The organism is Trabulsiella odontotermitis (assembly GCF_001188485.1).
GTDB classification, from domain to species: Bacteria; Pseudomonadota; Gammaproteobacteria; order Enterobacterales; family Enterobacteriaceae; genus Trabulsiella; species Trabulsiella odontotermitis_A.
The window spans coordinates 11,774-31,683 of sequence record NZ_JNGH01000093.1 but is presented as its reverse complement, the minus strand read 5'-3'; the positions used below and the strand labels follow the sequence as shown (position 1 = coordinate 31,683).

The following is a 19,910-nucleotide window of genomic DNA, read 5'->3' as shown; positions in this document are numbered from 1 at the left end:
GTACTTTATCAACATCATCAGAAGATGGTCTTTTACATATAAGGTGAGTATTTTCTACAATAAAACATTGGAACGTTTGTATTTGCGAAAAGATAAGCGCCCCGGTATTCGTAAAACGAAAGGCTTAATTCTTTTCCAGGCATGTTAAAAAAATCAGGTAAAACTTTGTTAAAGTCTTCTGTTGCCGCGGAGTCTGTGAATGTTTTAATGACGCGAGTTGAGCGAAATATGCGAGACTTGTATTTTTGTGTATAGATAAAGTAAACGTTTCGACTCACGTTAGCTTCATGCTTTTCCAAAAGATTACCGGTCAGCGTGACGAGTCCTTCATTTTCGTACATTCGCCAGGATACTGTCCCAATAAATTTTTTATTGCCAATATTCCAGTTTGCCTCACCAACGCAATATATCGGAGAAGGGAAGAGTTGTTCATGCCATAAAAATAAACTCGAGACAGATGCGGCTGTAAAACAAGACAACAATAAAAATAAAAGATATCTTATTTTCATTGGTGGCGGCTCCAGTAATAATTGGTTGAGCAAAATGCACTTACATCGCGGCGGGCATCATTATTACACACAAATGAAACTATACGCCCCGTGTTACTATATCCTGAAAGGTACACATAATCTTTTTTAATACAAAACTCAGGATGTTTTTTAGCGAAATCAACATATGAATCAATGGAAGGTTCCGTCGGCTCATAATATATTTTACATTTTTTATTAGCATTCTCGGGTGCTGATAAAAGAACGAAATTCTGGAAAGGCATCGTTGCGCGTCGCTGATATAATAGTATACAGTTAATTGCTGCGATAATAAAAAACACGAAGGTAACTGTTTTTAATAAAGCTAGAATCTTTTTATTTAGTGTCAGGGTCAGGCTTGTGTTGGCTTTATTGTCTTCCACACCAGTGTCAACACTATTCTGTGGCACTGACGGTTTAACATACTCAATAATCGTCGTATCAATTAATGTGAGACCACGACGGGCAATCGTTCTTATTATATCCCGGGATAAACCCACCTCTTCAAGGGCATTGCGCAGGGTCAGTACTGTCTGATAGAAGGTATTTGGTATGGTTATCCCATCACGTACTCCCCACCCTTCTTTTATTAATGTATTCTGGGGAACTACTTCTCCCTGATGTGAAATCAGACAAAGCAGGCACAGCGTGGCCGGAAGCAGTAATGGCACGACTAAGCCAGTTGAGCGGTTTGTCAAACTTTTCTCATTCGGTCTGAATTCAACCAGATTATTGATTACGTACAATTTGCAGCTCCATGCATGAGTAGTATCTACAGCAACTGCTCGCTGTGATTCGCTTAGCGTCTCTTTTGAATCGCTGGGTATGAGAAGTTAATCTCAACAAAAAATCTAATATATACAATTAGTTAAATATCATTTTTCTCATGTCGCTTCGCTTAATGAAATATCATTATATTCTTTTTCGGCGGTTAGATAAAATTTAGTTATCGTTATTATAGTATGAAGAATGGTATCGACTCCATAATTTATTAGGATGTGACTGTGGAGGTAAAGGAAACATCATCTTTGATGTAAAAATCCTATGTTGTAGTGGAAAGATCTTATGGCTGTGTGTATCTTTTTTATTGTTTGAGTTTGCAAATTCGTTTCATAGCGTTGTGGTTTTATGGATGTAAATATCTTTAAATAAGAAGGCGGTATTTATATGCGTGAAGACATTAAAAAAGAAATGCATTGCGTCAGTTGTGATATATCCTGTCTTATCAGCCCGGAAAAGACTGTTCGTTCACAATATTGTGGTAACATATTATTTTCCGTCTGGCCTGAGACGAATATTTATTTTAAAAACGGTGTGGTTGGTAGTTTTTTATTGAAGTATCAAAATTATTTATCCAATGGGTTTGTTTTTGTTGATTTTTCTCTCCCTAACATCCGGTGTTTTATGGGCTCGGCATGGATTGATTTTCTTGCGAGCACAAAGATGCATATCGTGATTGTCGCTGATAAGAAAATGGCCCCTCTGGCAAACTATTGGCTTCAGAACAGGCAAGAGATTAGAGGTGTCATCTATTCCATTGATGGCGATGAAGTAATCGATTATAAAATAAAAAAATTATTTAAAGGTGACTTTACAAACAGAAAAGTTGGCGAAAAGCTTAATCGTCAGGAGTACTCTTTGCTGACGCATATTATCGAGGGTAAAAGTCTTAAGGAAATCATCGAGATAGAAAAGGTTAAACCACGAGAAATTTATGTCAGGAAACTTCGTCTGGAGAAAAAAATAGGCTGCCGTACGAAATTTATTCTATCGCAAATCATAGGCTCTTCAGCGATGCACTTGGGACAATAAAAATTAAGAACGTTTAGTGTGTGATGTGTAAATGAATATTCCGACGCAAACCGACCATTGATTCCGATGTAATACGATCGCACTTTCCGATTTAATTCGACCACGGATTCCGATTTGTTCCGGCCAAATCTGGCCATCCGTCGGAATCCCGCGCTTTTCATTTTTAAAGCATGGACAACACTTTCTCCTGATAACCCATCTTCCGGAGACGTGTCGCCAAAGCAAGACTGAGAATGCGGATGAGTAAAATTAAAGAACTGCCGCGCCTTAAATTTGACTGACTCCTGGCCAACAGGAGCATATCGGCCTGTCTGAATATCGGGCGCAGCACTGTATCTGATGTGGTCACCCGCTTCAGACCAGCTTATCCGTTCATCTGCAGGTAATAATTAGTGGGCAGACCCCGTCCCTCTTTAGGAGGCCGGGAGTCCATTCTTTTATTTTTTGTTTGAATGCCGGTATTGCACTGATTGAGTCTGATTGTGGTCCAAAGATGCTGTAGAGTGCCAGATGACATAAACAGCGTCTCGATACAATATATGGCAGATACACGCCCGCATTTTTAGGCAAAGGCTGAATGAACAGGGTGTTGTGCAGGTACAATCCTGCGTTACGTCCAGTTCACCTGCGAACACCAATATCTGACTGCCAGTAGAGCGGTGTTCCAAACGCCTCAACGTAATAATCAATCACAGCTCTCACATTCAAACGAGGATGCCGCGCATTAGGGTAAATAGCCGCAATGTTCTGTGGCTCTGTTTTGATAGAAATATCCATACCAGGAAGAAGATCAATTAGTTCTCCATTTTTCAGCTTCTCACCAATCAACCAGTCAGGAAAAAGTACTATTCCCATTCCACCCAAGGCTGCGATCAGTAGCGTTTCTGCGTTATTGGATAACATCAGCGGAGAGACGGGATAGTGAATCCACGCCTCACCAGGCCGGCGCAGCATCCAGCGGTTAGGTCCGGAAGTTCCGCGATAGACAAGACATTTGTGAACACCAAAATCTTCCGGTCCTTCCGGCGCGCCGTGTTTATGCACATAAGCTGGTGAAGCAGCCAGGTGGTAAAACTGTTGCCCGAAAATGCGTGCATGAAATGAGGAGTCAGTCAGTGAGCCGATACGGAATATTACGTCGGCAGCTTCCCTGTGAGGATCGATATAATCATCGGTGAGCGTAAGTTCAATGTTGAGCTGGGGATAACGCTCCGACAGACCCGGCAGGCCCGGGGCAACGTGCCTCTGACCGAAGAACACCGGAGCATTAATACGGATCAGACCAGAAGGCTCCAACGATCGCTCATCCAGTTCCCTGCGCGCATCCCCCATATTTCCCGCCATGGCACGCGCGTAACCGGCAAAAAGATGTCCGCTTTCCGTCGGGATGATAGCTCGCGTGTTGCGGTAAAAAAGCTGCTGGCCCAACGCATCTTCAAGCTGATGGATGATTCGTGAAATCTGTGAAGCTGAAACGCCTTCACGTCGCGCGACCATGGAAAAATTATGTGTTTCATACACGCCAATAAAGATAAGCAGCGAGCGAATATTGATATTTCCGATGTCATACATTGATGCATATCCTGCACAGGTGTTTGCTGTATTATGGCATTTTTCTAACTTCAGGACAGGCGTAAGCTTCTCCGCCAGGACAACTGGAGACTGAAAGCTATGCAACTGTTACTGGTTTTAATCGTAATTGCCGGAGGAATGGGGCTGTCCGTAGAGGCAGGATTGCTCGGACCGTTAGGTGGTGAAGTGGGTGACTTATGGGCCACTTTCAGTATTTTTGGTGTTGGCACGGCGCTGACCTTTCTGCTGATGCTTTTTTTCAGCCCTCGTAACAGCCCTTCTTTCTTTTCACAACCATCCTGGCAATTGCTGGGCGGCGTGTTGGGCCCGGTCTACGTCATCATCCTGACTGTGGCAACACCAGCAATCGGTATCGCGATGACGATGATCGGTATTCTCGCGGGTCAGGTATTTAAAAGCCTCATCATCGACCATTTTGGCCTGCTCGGCACGCCACACAGGAGAATCGACAACAAACGCATCATTGCGCTGATTTTTATTATTGCAGCACTAATTATGGTTGCACAGGGTTAAGGTAATATTATGACTATCATTATGATTCTTTTGGCCGTTGTCGGCGGAGCCATGCTGAGTATACAGGCTGCCATTAATGGACAACTGGGAAGTAAAGTCGGGGTATTCAAAAGTGCGTTTCTAACGTTTTCTATCGGTGCGCTGGTTACCGGACTAATGATTTTATTTTTCGAGTCCGGGCACTCAATGACCCTGCTGGACGTACCTAAATGGCAACTGCTGGGAGCCATGTTTGGCGTGCCATACATTGTTATCATGGTTCTGGCTGTACAACACATTGGCGCTGCGGTCTCGACTGTTGCAGTAATCTTTGGTCAGCTCACAATGAGTATGCTGATCGATAACTTCGGTTGGCTGGGTAATGATCCGATTCCGTTTTCTATAAGTCGTCTCGGTGCCATCATCTGTCTGGGAATCGCATTGTTTTTCATCTATTCAGGTAGTAAGCCCAAAACAGCTCCGGCTAATAAGTCTCCTCGTCAAACAGTCGTAATCGAATAAACACGTCTTGTTTATTAAAGATTGCTCAGATCGCACAATCCGGACTGAGTTCCCTTTAAGTGATCTTCTATTCCGCGCAGCTATTTAGCACTCTTTCACAAGTTCGAGAAAGAGTGCTAACAAATGCCATTAAATAATATCAAGCATTCTGTGACGCCATGATACTCAGCGCCTCTCGTACTTCCTCATAAACCGGCAACGCCGTACCTGGTGTATCCAGCGTGGCAATGACTACATAGGGTACCTTGAGCTTTCTAATGCCTGCTCGTCCGTAACAATTAATTCTGATTGCCAGTTGATCTCCCTTAGTAAAGGCTGAAGCACGGTTTCCTTTACGCACATCATGAAACACCGTGCCATTTTTCAGATGTGAAGGATAATAATCAAATTCATCAAGATTAATATTACCATAAGCTGGACTTGCCCAGAGTTGAGCCCCGCGGTAATCCTTATGTCCATGATTCACTGGCGAGAACCAAACTACTGTTACTACCAGGCGACGATTAATAGTTTTCGCGGCAAGACTTGGTGGGAGTGGGAAAAAATAGTCTTGGGCAGTCTCAGCCTCGATAACATTTGAATAAACGAGTGTTGCTTGATTGTCGGCACAAAAGTGAATTCGGCTTTCGTTTACCTGGCCAAATCCTAGATACTGATTAAGATCAGATTTAAATGTTCTGCTGCCGTTCACATCCAGATAGCGACTAATTACTCTGCTCGAGAGAGTATTATGTTCAGCACCATGGATCATCATTGCCTTTAGAATAAGGGCATCAGATGCTTTTGAAAGTGCTTCCTTGTATCCGAATGCCTTCATTTCCTGGAGCGTATCATGCAGCATCGCAAGTCTCCTAGTTGCTAGCGCTGCTGCGTTACTTGTGCCCGCCGTGAAACCACACTGATTAAGTGCCCCCTCCGCTCCAGGCATAGCTGATTTCAGTCCCGGTCCAAAACGAAATGTTTTGGAAACATCAAGCCTGACCGGATCGCGAGATGTGTTCGTTTTATTCACATAAGTTTGACGCCCCCCAGGCATATGGATCTCAGGTTTGATCGACTTTCGCCTTCCTAACGCAATGGTATTAATCGGTGAAAACATTCCATGAGTTGAAAATACATCAACATGTCTTGGTGGAATATTGCCAGTAAAGCCATCATGATGCGATGCACCAACGGTTAACGCATTTATTGATTCAGCAGGTGAAAGCAAACGACGCAACGGGCGTTGAGCCGCGATTGCTTTAAGAGCATGCTCTTCCAGTTCTGCAGGGGTAAGATTAGAGAAATCATCCCCAGCGACATTATCCAGAATTAAAGGCATACTCGAATTTCCTGCACTAACGACGAACAGTACCTGATATTCAACAGACAACCAGTCCAACATTCTTGCCCATGGACTCATCTGGGCATCGTACATACGGCAAGGATCTCCAATAGACAGGTTAATAATGGAGACGTCTGGAGCTGTGGGCGGCTGACCGTTTTCTCCTTTTTTCATTCTGACAACGGCGCGATGGATCAGATCAGCAGGAAGATATTGAGTAGGAATCTGCTCCCTCACACTACCATCGAAACTGATACTCCCGGGAATCATGATCGGTCTGACATGAATACGCCTAGAAAGAGGCGGTTCGATCTGATTCGAAAGATCACCATGGACAATCAGAGATGCCATCGACGTACCGTGGTTCTGATGGGACGGCGAGGTGTAAAGGGATTCGAAGTCATCCGGATCGTCAATTTCAAGCCTACCTCTGAGAGCCGAGTGGTTTTCAAGTGGTAGACCATCGAGTAAAGCGACAATTGGGCTCGCATAGGGATCAGGAAGATTCTGACCTACCAGCGTCGATATCTCGTCCCCAGTCTGAGTATTTTCTTCAATAATGGGAAAAGCGCACTGGCCTAGTGGCCTAAAAAACATTACATCATCACAGCGCATCAGTTCCAGAGCTTCGCCCCCTTGTAGGAGTATCTCCTGAACCTTACTGACAGGGAGATTACCGATAAGTGCGTGATAGCTGATACCTTTATGCTTGCATCCACCGATAATGGTGCCACCTGCATGAGATATTAAACCTCTTATGCGTGATTCAGCTTTAGACTGTTCCTCTGGAGACGACCGATACCAAAGCTCAATTTCGAAAGGAACGGGATCATCATATCCAGCCGCCGTATCCTCAACACGTCCCTGCCAGTCTTCTAGGACGAAAGTAGCAGCTAATCTGTCTCGGGTATCCCAAAAACGAATATCTATAAGTCGGTCAAAGACGGCCTTCAGAGCGCCAAATCCCCGTTCTACTTTCCTATTTTTTTGGTATTCACGCCACAGTGCCAAGAGACGACTGAGCCCAACCTGGCTGCTCATTGTCAGATAAGCGTTTCTGGAAGCAGGTCTACGGGTTCCGTTGCTTAAAGTGTAATAATCTTCACTATCAAAGGATTCTTCTAGTAATGCGGAGGAAAGATATTCAAAACCCTTAACTCGGGTAAGTGCGGTAGCAAGGCCTTGTATTTCGCCGACGACTTCCAGCACAAGTACTTTTTCAGGAAGAAAGCCGTCAGCGGTTTCAGCAAGTTCGATATATTCTGCGAAATTACGCTCAAGCCTTTCGACTTTTGGAAAAACCCGTGCAGCCTGAATATCTATATTCGGAAAATGAATCGATGAACGATTGGGCGTCAGGTCGTCCCTCTTTAAAACTGGTTTTGGCGGGGTGAATATTAAGAGAGGATTCTGCGCCATTTCAATTTCCTTATTGGTAAATTAATCTTTTTGCCGATATCGCTCCGACCAGTGCTTAAGGCAGTGAGCGGAAATTTGCTTCAGTTTTTTTTCGCTTGCGGGGAGACCAAGCACGTATTTACGTTGCACATTGAGAGCAAATTCTTCTAACTCGGCGAAGCTAAGGCCAGACAGCTTTCTGGCAAGTGTCGAAGGTGCAAGGCCGAGAGAATGACCCACACGTTTTTCAAACTCTTCGAACCATTTCGTTGCCATACTCTGTGTTGGAGAAGGCAAAGTTATCTGTAACTGAAATCTGCGCCAGATGGCCTTATCGAGCATTGCTTCATGGTTCGTTGCTCCCACAAAAACAACATGGCTAGGTAATAGGTCAATATGTTTAAGCAAGGAATTCACTACACGCTTCATTTCACCGTTGTCATTGACATCTTCGCGCTCTTTACCTATGGCGTCAAATTCGTCAAAAAATAGAACGCAGCGCTGAGTTTTAACAAATTCAAATAACTTATCTATTTGCTGCGCTGTTTCTCCAAGATAGCGGTTAATTATTCCTTCGTATTTAACCGTAAAGAAAGGCAGCGAGAGATGATTGGCTAGCGCTTCAGCAATTGAAGTTTTGCCGTTCCCTGGGGGCCCAGACAACAATAGTTTATGACGCGGTTCCAGATTATACGACCGCAACAGATCACGACGCGCATGCTCTTCTATCAACTCCATAAACTGAGTAGTCACGGTTTCAGGAATGATCAAATCATCCAGAATTTTACGCGGTTGGATTTCATAAAAGGCATTCTGGAGATCAGAATCGTAGGTATAACGGCGCGCCTCACCAGAGCCTGTACTGGTAAGAATATTTTTCAGCTTATCGGCAAGCTGATATTGATGGCGTGCTGTTGCTTCTGCAGCAATCGCTTCTGCAGTTATTTTGAAACGAGGAAGGTCACCCTTCATCCCAGTCTCAACTAAACTTAGCACTAAGTCGGCTCTGGCCATTTTTTACCTCATCTTACTACAGAGTGTAGTTTATCAAGTCAGTAGTACACGGCAAACACATATCTACTTTGAAGACGCTCTCCCCTCTACTAGAGCTCTTCTTAAAGACAGAATCTGTCTACTGATATGGGGTTAAGTCTAAGAAGTAAATACATCTTTTCCATTTGAGACCGATTAATCAGCGTTTTGCTTCCTAAAGTCAAACGGACTAAACCCTTTCTCCCGATTCGCATCAAGATAATCAGCCCACCACTGCAGCATTAGCCTTCGCTCCCCCAGATGTTCGGCCTTATGAATATAAGCCGCACGCACAGAGTTACGTTCCTAGTGACTCATTTGCCGTTCTACCGGATCCCTCGACCATAACTCCGATTCAATTAACGAACTACACACCATCCGCCGAACAAAAAAAAGACTACCCCCTGGCCCCTTAAGGGCCGGGGGGCAAACGCTAACTATTGCCTGCTGATGAACTGATAAGCTGGTCAATGTAACCCTGCAACATTTCCCTTATCTGTTCAGGATACTTAGTATGGATGTAAGTATCATGGCCTCTGCAAAGTGCTCATTGCATTGGGTTGTTTGTTTTTTCATAATCAAACGGCGTAATCGCCTTTTCCCGATTAGCATCCAAAAAATCAGCCCACCATTGCAACTATGCGGTTTTGCCAAACATCCCTTTAATAATGATGTTTCTTGGTGCCAGATCATCAATGTAATCGGCGTACCACTGCATCATCTCCCGCCTTCCATCCAGATATTGAGCATGATTGTAAGTACCACGTATCGAGTTTTTATCTACATGCGCAAGCTGCGTTTCAATCCACGCTGAGTTAAAACCCTGCTCATGCAGAATGGTGCTCATCGTGTGGCGGAAACCATGCCCCGTCAGCCTACCTTTATACCCGAGCAATTCAATAACCTGATTAACGCTTTCCTTGCTGATAGGTTTGCGAGGATCGATCCTGCCGATAAAAATCAGCGGGTGATGTCTTGAGATTGGTTCAAGTTGCTTAAACAGTGCAACAACTTGCTTCGAGAGTGGCACAATGTGAGGCCGTTTCATCTTCATCACTTCTGCCGGGATCTCCCATAGTTTTGTCTCAAAATCGATATCCTCCCAGCGTGCGAAACGCAATTCTTGCGTTCGTACACCAGTTAACATAATGATCTGAGTAGCTGTCTTCGTGATGATACTGCCGGTATAACCCGACAGATCGTTTAGGAAGTGAGGAAGTTCATTGGCAGAAAGGAAGGGGAAATGTACTTTTTTCGGCGTAGCTAACGCGCTGGCAAGGTCGGGGGCGGGGTTGTAGTCAGCTCTGCCAGTGACAATTGCATAGCGGAACACCTCGCCACACCGCTGGCGGACCTTGCGCATTTTCTCCAATGCTCCGCGTTTTTCCATTTTACGCAAGGCCTCCAGCAACTCCATTGGTTTGATTTCAGCAATAGGGCGCTTGCCGATGTAGGGAAAAATATCTTTTTCAAAGGTATCGATGATTTCATCACGATAGCGTAATGACCAGCGATCGGATTTCGTCTGATGCCATTCGCGGGCAACGGCCTCGAAAGTGTTTTTCAAGCTCATTTGCTGGGCGACTTTCTCTTCTTTCTTTACTTCACCCGGATCACTTCCAGCAGCGAGGATTTTTCTGGCTTCGCTGCGTTTTTCGCGTGCGTCGGCCAGCGAAACATCGGGGTATACGCCAATAGAAAGCATCTTTTCTTTACCAGCGAAGCGGTACTTCATACGCCAGTATTTAGAACCATTAACGTTAATCAGCAGGTACATACCGCCGCCATCAGCCAGCTTATAAGGCTTTTCTTTTGGCTTCGCGGTTTTCACTTTAACATCGGTTAGCGCCATGACATCCTCCGGCTTCTGATGAATCCATCCTCCTGGGGGATTTCCGCCAGTAATCAACCTGATACCCCCAATGCACCCCTTGTATAGCAAAGATGTCTTTAAAACCCCTTGTTATATCTCTCATTTTTACCATTATGGGGGTGCTGATATTTTAAGAGGAAAATGGTACCCCCTAATGCACCCCCAAAAACAACTTGATGTGGGTTGAAGTCGGGTGACCTCAGGATACAAGGACGGCCTGATATATAAGGGATTACAAAGGAGATTATTGACTTCGGGAGAGTTCAGTAGACGCTAATTGGCGGAAGATCACAGGAGTCGAACCTGCCCGGGACCGCTGGCGGCCCCAACTGGATTTGAAGTCCAGCCGCCTCACCGGAGACGACGATCTTCCGCGCCTGCATTGCTACATGGAGGCGGGCGCATTATAGCTACTTTCAGGCATTTACCACATCACTTCATGCACTTTTTTCGCATCATTTTGCCCGGCGATAAGCCGTTTCTTATAAACCCTCATAAAATCCGCTAGTTACATTTTTTCACATTCTTCCTTCCGACCGCGATCACAGAAAGCAAGAAACGTAAATTGATAACAAGATTTTGGAATACCCGCGCCTGGAGCGATGGTTTACAAATCCTGTAACCGGTTTCTACGCCCGCTTCGGCACAGAAGGATGAGAAAATGAAGAATGAAGTATTGTCCGTCAAAGAGAAGATTGGCTATGGCATGGGTGATGCCGCCAGTCATATCATTTTTGATAACGTCATGTTGTACATGATGTTTTTTTATACCGACATCTTTGGTATCCCTGCTGGCTTCGTCGGCACCATGTTCCTGTTGGCGCGTGCGCTGGATGCGATTTCTGACCCGTGCATGGGGCTGATCGCCGACCGCACCCGTAGCCGCTGGGGGAAATTCCGGCCGTGGATTATTTTCGGCGCCATTCCGTTTGGCATCGTCTGCGTACTGGCCTACAGCTCGCCGGACCTCACGCATAACGGCAAACTGATTTACGCCGCCGTGACTTACACGCTGCTGACGCTGCTCTATACCATCGTCAATATTCCCTACTGTGCGCTGGGCGGGGTGATCACCGACGATCCGAAACAACGCATCTCACTGCAGTCCTGGCGCTTTGTGCTGGCGACGGCAGGCGGCATGCTTTCTACCGTGCTGATGATGCCGCTGGTGAATCTGATTGGCGGCGAAGACAAAGCGTTTGGTTTTCAGGGTGGGATTGCAGTGCTCTCCGTGGTGGCGTTCCTGATGCTGGCGTTCTGCTTCTTTACCACCAAAGAGCGCATTCAGGTGCCGCCGAGCACCGCTTCCATGCGTGAAGATCTGCGTGACATCTGGCAGAACGACCAGTGGCGCATTGTCGGGCTGCTGACCATCCTCAATATTCTTGCGGTCTGCGTACGCGGTGGGGCGATGATGTATTACGTCACCTGGATTTTGGGCGATGCCGCGCTGTTTACCGCCTTCCTCGGCACCTATTGCGTCGGCAACCTCATAGGCTCGGCGCTGGCGAAACCGCTGACCGACTGGAAATGCAAAGTCAGCGTCTTCTGGTGGACCAACGCCGCGCTGACGGTATTAAGCCTGGCGATGTTCTTTGTGCCGATGAGTGCCAGCGTCACCATGTTCCTGTTCATTTTCGCCATTGGCGTGTTGCATCAGCTGGTGACGCCAATTCAGTGGGTGATGATGTCAGATACCGTCGATTACGGCGAGTGGCGCAACGGTAAACGCCTCACCGGCATCAGCTTTGCCGGCACCCTCTTTGTACTGAAACTCGGCCTGGCGTTGGGCGGTGCGTTGATTGGCTGGATGCTGGCGGGCGGCGGTTATGACGCGGCGGCGAAAACGCAAAACAGCGCCACCATCAGTATCATCATTGCACTGTTCACTATCGTTCCGGCCATCTGCTATCTGCTGAGCGCGGTGATCGCCAAACGCTACTACACCCTGAAAACCCCTTATCTGGCGAAGATCATGAACGAACTTGCGCAGGGCGCACGTCGACATCAACAGGAATTTGAACAGCTACCGGTTAGCAAAGAACTATGAGGATGAAACGATGAAAATCAGTGATGGAAACTGGCTGATCCAGCCCGGGCTCAATCTGATCCACCCGATCCAGGTGTTCGATGTCGAACAACGGGGCAACGAGATGGTGGTTTACGCCGCGCCGCGGGACGTCCGGGAACGGACATGGCAACTGGACACGCCACTGTTCACCCTTCGCTTTTTCTCACCGCAGGAAGGTGTGGTTGGTGTGCGCATCGCGCATTTTCAGGGTGCCATCGACAACGGCCCGCACCATTCGCTGAACGTCCAGAAAGACGTGAACGTGCAAATGCAGAACACGGCGGAATTTGCCGAACTGAAAAGCGGCAATCTCAGCGTTCGCGTTACGAAAGGTGAGTTCTGGTCGCTGGATTTCCTGCGCAACGGCGAGCGCATCACCGGTAGCCAGGTGAAAAATAATGGCTACGTGCAGGACACCAACACCGCGCGCAATTACCTGTTCGAACGGCTGGATCTCGGCGTCGGGGAAACCGTTTATGGCCTCGGCGAGCGCTTTACCGCGCTGGTGCGCAACGGCCAGACGGTCGATACCTGGAACCGTGACGGCGGCACCAGTACCGAGCAATCCTACAAAAACATCCCGTTTTACCTCACCAACCGCGGTTACGGCGTACTGGTGAATCATCCAGAATGCGTGTCGTTTGAAATTGGCTCAGAGAAAGTCTCGAAGGTGCAGTTCAGCGTCGAAGGGGAGTATCTGGAGTATTTCGTGATCGACGGCCCGACGCCGAAAGCGGTGCTGGATCGCTATACTCGGTTGACGGGGCGCCCTGCGCTGCCGCCCGCGTGGTCGTTTGGTCTGTGGCTCACCACGTCGTTTACCACCAACTATGACGAAGCGACGGTCAACAGTTTCATCGACGGCATGGCCGAGCGTGATTTGCCGCTTCACGTGTTCCACTTCGACTGTTTCTGGATGAAAGCGTTTCAGTGGTGTGATTTCGAGTGGGACCCGGTGACCTTCCCGGATCCGGAAGGGATGATCCGCCGCCTGAAAGCGAAAGGGCTGAAAATCTGCGTCTGGATCAACCCCTACATCGGGCAGAAATCTCCCGTATTCAATGAGCTGAAAGAGAACGGTTATCTGCTGAAACGCCTGGACGGCTCGCTGTGGCAGTGGGATAAATGGCAGCCAGGGCTGGCGATTTACGATTTCACTAATCCTGAAGCCTGTGAGTGGTACGCCAGTAAGCTGAAAGGGCTGGTGGAAATCGGCGTCGACTGCTTCAAAACCGATTTTGGCGAGCGCATTCCTACCGATGTGGCGTGGCACAACGGCGCCGATCCGCAGAAAATGCACAACCATTATGCATACATCTACAACGAACTGGTGTGGAACGTGCTCAAAGAGACGGTGGGTGAGCAGGAGGCGGTGCTGTTTGCCCGTTCGGCATCCGTCGGCGCCCAGCAGTTCCCGGTACACTGGGGCGGCGACTGTTACGCCAACTACGAATCAATGGCGGAAAGCCTGCGCGGCGGGCTGTCGATTGGCCTGTCAGGCTTTGGTTTCTGGAGCCACGACATTGGCGGTTTCGAAAACACCGCGCCGGCGCACGTCTACAAACGCTGGTGCGCGTTTGGCCTGCTCTCCAGCCACAGCCGCCTGCATGGCAGCAAATCCTACCGTGTGCCATGGGCGTATGATGACGAATCCTGCGATGTGGTGCGTCACTTCACGGAACTGAAATGTCGGATGATGCCGTACCTGTACCGTCAGGCGGCGCTGGCGCATGAGCGCGGTACGCCGATGCTGCGCGCCATGATGCTGGAATTCCCGGACGATCCGGCCTGCGATTATCTCGACAGGCAGTACATGCTCGGCGATGCGGTGTTGGTTGCGCCGGTCTTCTCAGAGGCGGGAGACGTGCAGTTTTACCTGCCGGAAGGGCGCTGGACGCATCTGTGGCACAACGATGACGTACAAGGCGGTCGCTGGCTGAAACAGCAGCACGATTTCCGCAGCCTGCCGGTGTACGTGCGGAAGAACACGCTACTGGCGCTGGGGAATAACAGCCAGAAACCGGATTACGCCTGGCANCGGCGCGAAAGCCGTAAGCCAGGTGCCAGCGGCGAACGGCACGGTGGTGTTTACATTGACAGCGACGCGTCGTGGCAACACCGTGACCGTTAAGGGCGAAGGCGATGCCCGCGACTGGTCACTTTGCTTACGCAACGTGCCGCAGGTGGCGGGTGTGCAGGGCGGCACTGCCACTGGCAGCGAGTGGGGCGTGGTGGTGACGCCGGAGCGTAACGAACTGGTGATAACCCTTTAATCGTGCATATGCTCTCTCCTTCAGGGGAGAGGGCAACGATCGGGCGCCACGCTTTTTTTCTCCTTCGCAAAGGCGAACTTTCCCCACACCGCAAGCAGTGCATAGAGCGCCATCGGCAGCAGGAAACTCAGATGAAGACTGACGTTGTCGATGATGACCGCCTGCAGCCACGGGATGATCGCCCCGCCGATGCCCGCCATCACCATCGCCGCCGCCAGCAGATTCGCTTGCTGCGGGAACTGGCTGAGCGTATGACCAAAAATAATCGGGTACATCACCGAATTACCGAGGCCGGTGAGCAGCAATAGCCACCCGCCAGCAGCATTGTTTAACCCTGTCGCCAGCGCAACCAGCAGTACGCCCAGCAGCGCTGCGGCACGAAACACGGTGGCGTTATGGGCGTTGTGAGCAAACAGACCAAACAGCAGCCGCCCGACCAGCGCGCCGCCCCAGTAGAGCGAGACCAGCGACATGGCGGTTTCCGGCGACCAGCCAGCGGAGAGGGTCAGGTATTTGACCAGGCTCGTGGCGATTGCCACCTCCACGCCGACGTAAACAAAAATGGCGGCAATGCTCAGCAACTGCTGCGGTTGCTGGCGGAGGGCGGGGCGCATCCGGCAACCGAATGATGATGCTGCCGATGAGCAGCGCGATCGAGGCCAGCGCCAGCATGAACCACAGTCCGCTGACCGGCTCCTGATGCAGGTAAGGATCGGCGGGATACAGCTTTAGTAGCAGCGCCAGAAAAACCGGTGCCAGCGTGGTGCCGAGCGAATTCACCGCCGAGGCCAGGCTCAGGNGTACGGATTGGCGACGACCTGCATAGCGGCCACCCCCGTCGCGACAATAAACATGCCCGGCAGCGATCCGTAAAACGTATTCAGGCTGATGGCTGCTGCGAGCAACAGGCAACCCGCAGTGCTCAGCAATAACGAGAATTGCAGGACGCGGCGATAGCCCCAGTGGGCGATCAGCACGGAGCAGGGAAGGCAAGTGATAAACGGGGCGATATAAAACAGGACAGTGATGAGCATCGCCTGCTGCCAGCTAATCTGGAAATAATGATAAAAGAACAGGATGATGGTGCTGTTAATGGCGGTAATATTCCCCCATAAGAAAAATACCATCGCCAGTAAAGACAGATTTCTGTTCATGGCATTATTATTCCGGAAAAGTGAAAGAATACACATACTGAAATCCACATGTCTGTTACAGTCCTTTTTCATTATTCGGGGGTCATGTATGGAACTGGAAAATATTTTCCGCGATGTGAAGCTGAGTAAAACCGAAATAACCGTTTTGCGTACGATCCAGAACGATCCGGAACAATGTATTCGTGACGGAATTCGTGCCGTCGCGGAACGTTGTTACAGTAATCCTTCGTCACTGGTGCGTCTGGCAAAGAAACTGAAATTCAGTGGCTGGCTGGAGCTGGTCTATTTCATTAAATTTAATATCACCATGCCCAAGCTGGACGTCACCAATGACGTAGATTTCATGAAGATTCAGCCTGCAGAGCAGTTAACCCCGCTGCTCAATGGATTACAACATTATCGCATTCTGATCCACGGCAGCGGGTTTTCACAGCTTATTGCACAATATATTTATAATAAATTCCTGGTGATTGGCGTTAATGCCAGTCTGGCGTTATGGCCGGACTATGAAATACTCGAACAAAAAACTGCAACAAAATTTGATGCTATCTGGATTGTGTCGAAATCTGGCCGCAGCAGCTCGGCGTTAAATTGGGTTAAGGCACTGGAAGGCAAAGGCATCGATCTCATTTGCTTTACCGGTGATTATCAAAGCCCGTTAGCCCAGGCGGCGGATACCTCCTTTATTATTCACGACCCGCAAAAATACGATGATGATATTTACTGGAGCAACCCTTTCTTTGGCTACTGCATTTTAGGCTTTGAGCATTTGCTTAAACTCTGGTTCAGGCAAACTGCGTCGGGGGTGTCTGCCGATACCCCCGACTAAACCGTTACCAGTCCTGACAGTGCGTGTCGTTGAGATACGCCGTCACCAGTTTTTGTGCCAGTGACCATGAGCCCACCAACGGGTGCGCCATTAACGCACGCACCGCCAGCGTGCGGTCGCGATTGAGGATCGCCGCTACCGCCAGACGCTCGTACTCTTTGACGCAGGAAATCATATTTTTCTGCGCGGTCGGGACGTACTTCGGCGTGACCGGCTTCAGGCCCGTTCTGCTGAGATCGCAGCTGATTTCAATGACGTCGTCCGGCTGCAGGAAATCCAGCGTGCCGTTGTTAGCAAGCGAAACCACGATGCGTTTCGTCGTGTTGCTGTTAACCGCTTCGAGAATATCAAGCGCCACGCCCGCATATCCACCAGTATCAGGCTCTTCAATAAACTGCTGCAACGTCAGCGGCTCGCGGGTGTTGAATTTTTCCTGATGCGACTCGCTCTGCATATAGCTGTTTTCACGGCGCAGATAGTGTTTCATCCAGATGTTAAATGCCGCTTCCGGGTTTTCCCGCACGTTGATACCCGCCAGTTCCTGGCGCATATCGTGGTTGATGCTGGCAATCTGCTCGCCACGAGTTTCCGGCGCGTCCTGAATCGCTTTCAGCGCCACTTCCCGATAGTAGTAGTAATAGAGATATTCATTCAGCAACTGCTTGTCGCAAAGCTGAACCAGCTCCGGCGAGAAATACTGCATGGCGGTTTTGAGATACAGCTCCGGGGTGTTGATTAACCGGTCCGTGACGTCTTCGCCCCGCACGGTGAAATGGGTAAACCATGAGAAATGGTTCAGACCATAGCACTCGACTTTCAGATCCTGCGGGTCGCAGTCCAGAATCGACGGCAGTTCGCGGATGAGTTCCGACGGCGCATCGCAGATGCCATATACCCGGCGTTTAAAGCCGGACTTAATGATTGCCTCCGTCACCAGCCCTGACGGGTTGGTGAAGTTGAACAGGATGGCGTCTTTGGCGGCATGCTCTTCAATCAGACGGCAGTAGTTCAGAATGGCCGGAATGGAGCGCATCGCCATGGCGAAACCGCCCGCGCCGGTGGTTTCCTGACCCAGCGTGTTGTGTTCCAGTGCGATGCGTTCATCACGGATCCGGCTTTCATCACCGCCGACGCGCAGCGTGGTGATCACGTAATGGGCGCTTTTTAGCGCCGCAACGGGATCGGTCGTCAGGGAAAAATGGATATCCGGACGAATGGTATTAAATACATAGCGCGCGATTTCACCGAATAGCGTCAGATTTTCCGCAGAACTGTCGAGAAAAACCACCTCCTGTAAGCCGATGCGATGCGCGTTGTACGCCAGCGATTTCGCCAGGAATGCTGAGCGGACGCCGCCGCCACCGATTACGGTTAATTTCATAACGTCTCCCACTTAATTATTTGCCAGCCAGGTATCAACGCTGGAACGTACTTGCCCCACCCTGACACCATAAATAACTTGTACTTCATTTCGGTTATGCACAACGCCGTTTGCGCCGGTGCTTTTCAATATTGCATCGTCAACAATATCCGGGTTATGTACCGCCACCCGTAAGCGGGTAAAACAGTTGTCGATGGAAATAATATTTTCTTTGCCGCCCAACCCCCGAATAATTTCATCGGTGGTGTTATTGCTGGTTTGCGCATTCTGTTTAATTTTCTGACGGTAATCTTCTTTGCTGTATAACTTCACGTCGTCGTCATCTTCACGACCCGGTGTTTTCAGCTTCAGTTTCACCACCAGGGTGCGGAAAATAAGGTAATACGCCGCGAACTGACCGACACCAATTACCACATACATCGGCCAGCGGGTTAAGGAGACCGGCAGCGGCAGGTTATAGATCAGGAATTCGATTAAGCCAGACGCGCCCCAGGGGCGAACGGTGAAGATGTCGCAAATTGCCTGCGATGCCGCGGTCAGCGTCGCGTGGATCACCCACAGCAGCGGCGAGATAAACAAGAACGTGAATTCAATCGGCTCCGTGATCCCGGTCAGCATGGAGGTGATGATGGCAGGCAACAGAATGGCCTTCGCCAGCACTTTTTTCTCCGGTTTCGCGGTGTGGTAGAACGCCAGCGCCGCCCCGGCCAGGCCGAAAATAGTGGTCATGCCCTGCTGCGAGAAACGCAGTGCCTCGTTCATCACCGGCGTCAGATCCGGGTGGCGCATGTAGGCGAGGAAAATCGCCTGCGTCCCGGAGACCGTTTGCCCGTCAACGCTCAGCGTGCCGCCAATCTGTGTGAGCTGGAACGGTGACCAGACGAAATGATGCAAGCCGGTAGGGATGAGGAATTTTTCGAAGAAGCCATACACAAACACGCCCGCCACGCCAGCGTTCTTCATGAAGCCGGTTAACGCCGTAATGCCGTGGGTGATGAACGGCCAGATCCAGGTGAAGGCCATCGCGTAGAGGATAATCACCGGGGTCATCGCAATCAGCGTCAGTTTTGCGCCGCCATACATCGACAGCGCGCCGGGCAGTTCAATACCGGTCACGTTGTTGTGAACCCAGGCAATGGTGCAGCCAAGAATAATACCAAGGAAAACGCCCATATCGACAACCACAAAGCCTAATATTTGTGTTTGCCCGGTGCCGTAAAATTCGCCATTAATTTTTTCGGCGATGCCGTTGGTATATTCCAGCCAGGAGTGGTTAGCGCCGAGGAACATAATAAAACACATGACTGCAACCAGGGCGACTTCGGTTTTTTTATCCTTCGCTAAGCCGTAACTAATCCCTACGCAGAATAATAATCCTAAATTACCAAATAACGGCCAGAACGTGTCCCCCAACAGTTGGCCGATTTGATGTAAAAAATTCGTTTCTGAAATGAGTGTTGGATTGGTTAATATCGAACTTAACGCCAGAATTAAACCAATAACAGGTAAAAACAAGACTGCGCCGATCATGGCTCTGGAGAATTTTTGCATGTTCTCCAGAATACGTTGACGTATCCCAGACATAGTAGTTGTACCTTTTTAAAGGGAGTTTTTATTTATTAAAATGCT

General features: G+C 49.0%; 14 protein-coding genes, 1 tRNA gene and 2 pseudogenes. 6 read left to right on the top strand and 11 right to left on the bottom strand.

What is annotated here, in order from left to right:
- Positions 1-32 precede the first annotated feature (32 nt).
- The gene (locus GM30_RS13285; protein ID WP_049849000.1) at positions 33-509 is read right to left on the bottom strand and encodes a hypothetical protein; all 477 of its coding nucleotides are present in this window, start codon (positions 507-509) and stop codon (positions 33-35) included.
- Complete coding sequence (locus GM30_RS24460; protein ID WP_072094113.1) at positions 506-1,273, bottom strand: winged helix-turn-helix domain-containing protein; 768 nt, start codon at positions 1,271-1,273, stop codon at positions 506-508. The genes GM30_RS13285 and GM30_RS24460 overlap by 4 nt, the downstream gene beginning before the upstream one ends.
- Before the next feature lie 421 nt (positions 1,274-1,694).
- On the opposite strand from GM30_RS24460, the gene GM30_RS13280 reads away from it, so the two are divergent.
- Positions 1,695-2,339: a helix-turn-helix transcriptional regulator gene (locus tag GM30_RS13280; RefSeq protein WP_049848999.1), complete on the top strand. Its 645-nt coding sequence runs from the start codon at positions 1,695-1,697 to the stop codon at positions 2,337-2,339.
- 621 nt (positions 2,340-2,960) lie between these two features.
- Here GM30_RS13280 and GM30_RS13275 read toward each other — a convergent pair.
- A complete protein-coding gene (locus tag GM30_RS13275) occupies positions 2,961-3,911 on the bottom strand; it encodes a LysR family transcriptional regulator (protein ID WP_049848998.1) in 951 nt (316 codons plus the stop codon).
- A gap of 99 nt (positions 3,912-4,010) precedes the next feature.
- On the opposite strand from GM30_RS13275, the gene GM30_RS13270 reads away from it, so the two are divergent.
- Both GM30_RS13270 and GM30_RS13265 read left to right on the top strand, forming a co-directional pair.
- Complete coding sequence (locus tag GM30_RS13270) at positions 4,011-4,445, top strand: DMT family transporter (RefSeq protein WP_049848997.1); 435 nt, start codon at positions 4,011-4,013, stop codon at positions 4,443-4,445.
- Between the two features lie 9 nt (positions 4,446-4,454).
- On the top strand, positions 4,455-4,946 hold the full coding sequence (locus GM30_RS13265) for a DMT family transporter (protein ID WP_049848996.1): 492 nt from the start codon (positions 4,455-4,457) through the stop codon (positions 4,944-4,946).
- Between the two features lie 139 nt (positions 4,947-5,085).
- Here GM30_RS13265 and GM30_RS13260 read toward each other — a convergent pair whose 3' ends face one another.
- The 5 genes and pseudogenes from GM30_RS13260 to GM30_RS13245 form a co-directional block, all read right to left on the bottom strand.
- Positions 5,086-7,689: a S8 family peptidase gene (locus GM30_RS13260; protein WP_049848995.1), complete on the bottom strand. Its 2,604-nt coding sequence runs from the start codon at positions 7,687-7,689 to the stop codon at positions 5,086-5,088.
- Positions 7,690-7,710: 21 nt separating this feature from the next.
- A complete protein-coding gene (locus tag GM30_RS13255) occupies positions 7,711-8,682 on the bottom strand; it encodes an AAA family ATPase (RefSeq protein ID WP_049848994.1) in 972 nt (323 codons plus the stop codon).
- Positions 8,683-8,856: 174 nt separating this feature from the next.
- Positions 8,857-9,084: pseudogene (locus GM30_RS24450) on the bottom strand (integrase); the annotation flags it as partial.
- Positions 9,085-9,337: 253 nt separating this feature from the next.
- Positions 9,338-10,552, bottom strand: coding sequence for a tyrosine-type recombinase/integrase (locus GM30_RS13250; protein WP_049848993.1), 1,215 nt, complete (start codon positions 10,550-10,552; stop codon positions 9,338-9,340).
- Positions 10,553-10,851: 299 nt separating this feature from the next.
- A tRNA-Sec gene (locus GM30_RS13245) sits at positions 10,852-10,946 on the bottom strand.
- A 288-nt stretch (positions 10,947-11,234) separates the two neighbouring features.
- On the opposite strand from GM30_RS13245, the gene GM30_RS13240 reads away from it, so the two are divergent.
- On the top strand, positions 11,235-12,623 hold the full coding sequence (locus GM30_RS13240) for a glycoside-pentoside-hexuronide family transporter (RefSeq protein ID WP_049848992.1): 1,389 nt from the start codon (positions 11,235-11,237) through the stop codon (positions 12,621-12,623).
- Positions 12,624-12,633: 10 nt separating this feature from the next.
- Positions 12,634-14,917: pseudogene (gene yicI, locus GM30_RS13235) on the top strand (alpha-xylosidase).
- 20 nt (positions 14,918-14,937) lie between these two features.
- Here the strand turns inward: yicI and GM30_RS27250 are convergent.
- Entirely contained in the window at positions 14,938-15,531 is a 594-nt protein-coding gene (locus GM30_RS27250; RefSeq protein WP_238582647.1) for an MFS transporter, read from the bottom strand.
- Positions 15,532-16,159: 628 nt separating this feature from the next.
- Between GM30_RS27250 and GM30_RS13225 the strand changes: the two genes are divergently transcribed.
- Positions 16,160-16,900: a MurR/RpiR family transcriptional regulator gene (locus GM30_RS13225; protein ID WP_049848991.1), complete on the top strand. Its 741-nt coding sequence runs from the start codon at positions 16,160-16,162 to the stop codon at positions 16,898-16,900.
- 4 nt (positions 16,901-16,904) lie between these two features.
- On the opposite strand, the gene GM30_RS13220 is transcribed toward GM30_RS13225, so the two are convergent.
- Positions 16,905-18,281, bottom strand: coding sequence for a family 4 glycosyl hydrolase (locus tag GM30_RS13220; RefSeq protein ID WP_049848990.1), 1,377 nt, complete (start codon positions 18,279-18,281; stop codon positions 16,905-16,907).
- Between the two features lie 12 nt (positions 18,282-18,293).
- The gene (locus GM30_RS13215; RefSeq protein ID WP_049848989.1) at positions 18,294-19,865 is read right to left on the bottom strand and encodes a PTS transporter subunit EIIC; all 1,572 of its coding nucleotides are present in this window, start codon (positions 19,863-19,865) and stop codon (positions 18,294-18,296) included.
- Positions 19,866-19,910 lie beyond the last annotated feature (45 nt).